This window comes from Vicinamibacteria bacterium, from assembly GCA_035570235.1.
GTDB lineage: Bacteria > Acidobacteriota > Vicinamibacteria > Fen-336 > Fen-336 > DATMML01.
On record DATMML010000100.1, the window covers coordinates 1 to 5,665 of the forward strand.

Genomic DNA, 5,665 nt, shown 5'->3' on the forward strand with positions numbered 1-5,665 from the left:
GGAAGGATTGCCCGGTTTGCAGCCCTCTGCTGCGCTGTCTCAGCGCTCGTAGCTGCTTTCAGCACGCCCGCTCGTGCCCAAGCGCCGAGGAGAGCAAAGGATCCGTTTGCCCAACCGGCAACTCCATTCCAGTATGCGGAGAGCGAGATCGAAGTTCGTCGACGTGTGTTCATGACGGCTCGGGACGGCAACCGGTTGGCCATGGATCTCTACCTCCCCCCGGGTCCCGCCAAGCGTCCCGCGCTCGTCATGCGTACTCCCTACGGCCGGGACAAAACTGACTCGCTTCTGATGAACCTGGCGCGTCACGGTTACGTCGTCGTGGCGCAGGATTGCCGCGGTACGGGTCAAAGCGAGCCCGGCCAATGGGACATGTACGTCTACGAGAGAGAGGACAGCTACGACACCGTCGACTGGGTGAGGCAACAGGCGTGGTGTGACGGCCGGATCGGTGGAATCGGCGGTTCCTATGTGGGCGAAACGCAGTGGTTCATGTCGTTCCACCCGGCCATGACGGCGATCGCCCCGGAAGTCGCCGGAATTGGCGGTGCCCGTTCAAGCGGCGTTCGGCTGCACCTCTTTGTAAGCGCCTATGCGCGTTCGGTCGGCAAGGCGGGTGGCGCGAACAAGTCGGAGGCTCCGATCGATGTCGTCGAGCGCCAAATGAGAGAGGAGACCTGGGCCGGCGGCTACTACAACGAACCGCTGACCCGGCCCTATCCGGAGCGAGCCCTGGAGAGGTTTCCTGCGCTGGCCGGGCTGGATCCTGAAGCGCGCGGCAAATGGATGATCGAGACTTACGCGCGAATGCTGCCGTCGGAGCGAGCCCAGCTCATCAAATTCCTCATGGGTGCGTCGGAGGTCAACTACGCCAACCTCTCCGACGTGCCGGCAGTGTTCGGAGGCGGTGGCCCGGCTTTCAAGTACGTCGCACCCTCCACGGAAGCGGTGTACCGCAGCCTCAACGCCCCGGCGCTGCTTCTCTCGGGCTGGTACGACTGGGGCCTTGACTACACCCTGGACACCTGGCAGCTGATCCAACGCTTCGCGCCGAATCACGTTCGCGAAAACACGTTCCTGATCGTCACGCCGGCCGCCCACATGGATCGTGGCTACCGCGAAGGCGCCGAGGCAGACCCGGCCCTCCAGAAGAGATTCCGGGGAACCGACAACCTCGAGGTCCTCCTTCGCTGGTATGACTACTGGCTCAAGGGGAAGACGGACGCCATCGCGGCGCTGAACCGCGTGACGTACTACCTGATGGGAAGCGGAGAGTGGTGGGGGTGCGATGCCTGGCCCCCGCGCGAGGCGCGCATCCAACCTTTCTACCTCGACTCAGCTGGCGACGCCAACGGCAGCGGCGGCTCCGGAGTGCTCCAGGAGGCACGGCCGCGGCTCGGCAAGGTGGATACCTACGTTTACGATCCCGAGTCGCCTCCCCCGACGATCGGGGGCAGCATCGTCTCCACCCTTGTCCAGGCTGGCTCGGCCGACCAGCAAGAAGTCCAGAAACGATCGGACGTCCTCGTCTACACGACGACACCGGTAGCTCGCGACTTGGCGGTAGTTGGTCCGGTGGAGGTCGTCCTCTGGGCGCGGTCCTCGGCCGTAGACACTGATTTCACGGCTAAGCTCACGGACGTCTTTCCCGATGGCCGCGCGCTTCTCATACAGGACGGCATTGTCAGGGCGCGATTCCGGGATCCGGATCACATGCCGTCGCTGATCGAGCCCGATCAGGTTTATCGGTACGCGATTGATATGTGGGCGACCGCGAACTTGTTTCGGAAGGGTCATCGCATCCGCCTCGAGATCGCCTCCGCGAACTTCCCGCGATTCGAAAGGAACAGCAACCTCGGGGGTCGCGTGGGGAAGCCGATCAAGGCCACACAGACCGTGCTCCACGACTCGGAGCATCCGTCCCAGGTCCTGGTCCCTGTCCTCCCCGCGCCCTGAACTCTCCCCGTCATTCTCCTGTCGCCTGTTCTCAAGCGTGGGCTGAGTTTGGCTCTCAGGGGAGGGCCTTGGGCGCTTTCTTGGGGCGAAATGCGGGTCAAAATCGACGTGATATACTCGAGGCCATGAAGAAACCGCGAGGCCCCAGTGGCTATAAGTCACTGAAGGAGATCGTGCACGAGTTCATCCTCGCGGCACTTAGGGAAGGCCGCTTGCGTCCCGGGGACCGGATACGGCAGAAGGAGATTTGCGAAGCCTTGGGCGTCAGCCGAACCCCGGTTCGGGAGGCCCTGCTGCAACTTGAACCTCTGGGCCTCGTCTCGTTTTTTCCGCGGCAAGAGATCGTTGTCAACGACCTGACCGAGCAGGACGTAAGGGAACTCTTTGAGACGATTGGCCCGCTCGAAACTGCGGCCGCCCGGCTCGCGACACCCTCCATGACCTCGAACGACATCGAGAAATTCGAGGAATCGGTCGCCACCATGAAAGAGTTGCTTGCGGCGCGCGACCTCCAGGGTCTGAAGCGCGAGATGGAGGCCTTCCACGAAATCCACTTGGCGCGCTGCCCGAATGCGTTGATGGTCTCGACAATTAGGCTGCTGAAGCGACGTTTCTACGACGTACCCCACCGGATGGCATTCGTGCCGGAATGGGAATTTCGGCAGCTCGAAGAGCACAGCCGGCTCGCACAGCTGTTCCGTGACAAAGACGCCGAGGGCGTAGCCGAGTTCATGCAGGTCCATTGGGGGTGGGAGCACAATAAGGAAGGCGCCTTGTGCAGTTATTTCCCTCGAAGCCTCGAGGGCGAGGGCGCAGCCCAGAAAAAGGCCCCCGTCAAGGAACCGCGGGAAGTTCTCTCAAGATGACGATCGCCACGGTTCTGCCCTTCGCCGATAGGTTGTGGGCTACCTCTCCTAAGACCTAGGACCGAGCGCAATAGGTCTCCTACCCGCGAGCAATCATCGAACGAAGACTCCGTGCGAGAAATCCGCCCATGACGTAGCTTGCCCGTCTGATATGCTATATATCACACGGCCGAGGCTTAACTTCGCTTGCCGGGCGGTTGCTCTTAGAAGACCGACCGGTGGCTTTGAACGAACGCCCCACCGAGGCGCATGGGCCCGTTGCGAGTTTCCATGGGTTTCGAGAGGAGACTAGGGTCACGACAACAGGGCGACGCCCCATGGTCGGCGGTCCCACGGGCATTCAGGCATTCTTCGTCGCAACTGGAGGTGCACGATGGGCATGATGCGGAGCCTCCTGCTGGCCGGCTCGCAGAACGTTTGGTTGCGGGAGCGAGCTGTGAGGTACCCGTTCGTGCGCCGCTCGGTTTCGCGGTTCATGCCGGGAGAGAGGCTGGACGACGCCCTCGATGCGGCGAGCGCTCAGCAGCGAGGTGGCGCGGGTACGATCCTGACCCGCCTAGGCGAGAACGTCACGCGAGCGGAGGAGGCGGACGCGGTCACGGACCACTACCTTGAGGTGCTCGAGAAGATTGCCGGGAGCCGGATCGATGCGCAGATCTCGGTCAAGCTGACGCAGCTTGGCCTCGACCTCGACAAGGAGCACTGCTTCGAGAGTCTCGCCAAGCTAGTCGACCGGGCCGAGGCCCTTTCCAACTTCTGCTGGATCGACATGGAGTCGTCGAACTACGTCGACCCGACCCTCGAGCTGTTTCGCCGGGCCCGGGCGCGCTCGCGGCGCGTGGGTCTGTGCGTGCAGGCTTACCTTCGCCGTAGCGCGGCCGACCTCGAGGCGCTACTGCCGCTCGACCCGGCGGTCCGGCTGGTCAAGGGCGCGTATATGGAGCCGCCGGATCGTGCGTTCTCGAGCAAGGACGAGGTGGACGAGAACTACTATGCCCTCGCCACCAGCTTTCTAAGAGCCGCCCGCGGTCGCCAGGACGCGCTCCTCGGGATCGCAACCCACGACCCCCGACTTGTGGAGCGACTCCAGGCCTTCACCGCCGAGCAGGGCATCGCCCCCAGCGCCTACGAGTTCGAGATGCTCTACGGCATCCAACGTCGCCTTCAGCAAGCGCTGGTCGGCAAGGGTCAGCGGTTGCGGGTGCTCATCTGCTACGGCGAGTACTGGTTCCCCTGGTACATGCGCCGCTTGGCGGAGCGCCCCGCCAACCTTTTGTTCCTCGTAAAGAGCGTCCTGTCCGGCTGACCCTCCAGCGCCTGCGCGAGCCTCCCCCGCCCGCCAAAGGCCGCTCGTGCGCGATTTGTGCCCTCGAGCGCAGTCCCGGGGGAGCCAAGCTCTTATTTCGCGCGCGGGTTCGTGTGACCCTGCCGAGCGTCTGATCCCGTCACAAGGGCTGCGCGCAGCATAGAGACCGCGGTGTAGAGGACGACCAAAATCACCAAACCGCGAACGTAGTCGAGGGGGAGCGACGTCACAATAAAGGCAGCGAAGAGGACGGCCGGCACGCCGCCCAACGCCAGCCCCTGGGATGCCTGCAGGTCGGCGCTCTTCGCGCGCAGAAAGCGTGCGCTGCTCGCCGGCATCAGAAATGCGCACGAGCCCATCATTATCGGGAAGGCCCCTTTGGGCGACATGCCGAGCAGGCTGATCAGGATCAGGCACGGCGCGTAGAGGCCAATCCCGAGCGACATCAGAGCCCCCAAGACGAAATTGGCCACCACTCCGAGCCACAACCGGACGCCGGATAGGCCGAGCGTGTCACCGCCGGAGGGGAAGATCTTGAGCTGGGTCAGCAGCATCAGCGTCGCAGCCGCGAGGAGCGCGATGCCCATGCCTATTCGGACCCTGTAGGCCGACCAGCCCGCTACGACCCCTGCCCCCAACCAGGCGCCCAGACATGCAGCCACGATCATCGCGAACAGGGTCGTCGGGTCGACGTCGACAATTGCGATGTAGATGAAAGCCTGAGCGATGGTCGGCAGCGTATGTCCGACGTTCAAGGTGCCGGGGATCAGGCGGTCCTCCACGAGGCTCCAAGAGCGAAAGAGCGATGCCGTTGTCGCGAACGAGCCGATGCCGAGCGTGTCAAAGAAGTTGGTCACGAAACCGATGGCGGTCTGGAGCGGGGTGGGCCAAACCGCCTTTGGTGTCTGCTCGCGCAACGCAGACCAGCCTCGGAGGGCGTAGAAGATCGTGACGCCTCCAAGTCCTACGAACAAGACATTCCGAAAGCTCACATCGGACCACCCTTCGCGCACGTTGGTGGTGCAAGTCGGTTTGAGAGGCCCAGAGAGCCAGAGTTCGACTGTGGCTCCACCAGGGGCCGGCGCGGCGAATTGGGAATCCTTACCTGTCGCAGGCAAGGCACTTCGTCCCCGGCTCTATCCAGGACGCGGACTGCCGTCTTGGTCGGCCCCCCTCCCGCGCGCCGCGACCGGCGCGTCCGCCGGAGCCTGGGTCTTAGTGTGTACGCTACTGCCTTTTCAATAACTTGCAGGCTCTTCCCCCTCCCCTCACGACACCACGCTGCTGCACGCCCCGTGATAGCAGGAAGTTCGCGGTCAGGGCCCGTCCTCTGTTGGTCCCTCGAAAAAACCCACACCAGAGCTGATATGTAATATATTAGCCACTAGTTCACTGACGACGCAAGCTTCGAGGGGTGCCATTCTATGGTTGAGTTCAGTCACCTCATCTCGGCCATCGACACACACACCGCAGGGGAGCCCACCCGGATCGTCCTGAGGGGCCTCCCCCAGCTCATCGGCCGCACGATGGCAGAGAA

Annotated in this window: 4 protein-coding genes; 3 read left to right on the forward strand and 1 reads right to left on the reverse strand. The window is 63.3% G+C overall.

Annotated elements, in window-relative coordinates:
* Positions 1 to 171: 171 nt before the first annotated feature.
* The 3 genes from VN461_18740 (at position 172) to VN461_18750 (ending at position 4,128) form a co-directional block, all read left to right on the forward strand.
* A complete protein-coding gene (locus VN461_18740) occupies positions 172 to 1,956 on the forward strand; it encodes a CocE/NonD family hydrolase (GenBank protein ID HXB56806.1) in 1,785 nt (594 codons plus the stop codon).
* A gap of 173 nt (positions 1,957 to 2,129) precedes the next feature.
* Positions 2,130 to 2,822, forward strand: a complete 693-nt coding sequence (locus VN461_18745; protein HXB56807.1) for a GntR family transcriptional regulator — start codon at positions 2,130 to 2,132, stop codon at positions 2,820 to 2,822.
* Positions 2,823 to 3,195: 373 nt separating this feature from the next.
* A complete protein-coding gene (locus tag VN461_18750; protein ID HXB56808.1) occupies positions 3,196 to 4,128 on the forward strand; it encodes a proline dehydrogenase family protein in 933 nt (310 codons plus the stop codon).
* Between the two features lie 92 nt (positions 4,129 to 4,220).
* Here the strand turns inward: VN461_18750 and VN461_18755 are convergent, their stop codons facing one another.
* The gene (locus VN461_18755; protein ID HXB56809.1) at positions 4,221 to 5,120 is read right to left on the reverse strand and encodes a sulfite exporter TauE/SafE family protein; all 900 of its coding nucleotides are present in this window, start codon (positions 5,118 to 5,120) and stop codon (positions 4,221 to 4,223) included.
* Positions 5,121 to 5,665: the final 545 nt, after the last annotated feature.

Coding starts and splice junctions, on each gene's coding strand:
- VN461_18740 (HXB56806.1), top strand. CDS start 172: ATGACGGCTCGGGACGGCAACCGGTTGGCCATGGATCTCTACCTCCCC.
- VN461_18750 (HXB56808.1), top strand. CDS start 3,196: ATGGGCATGATGCGGAGCCTCCTGCTGGCCGGCTCGCAGAACGTTTGG.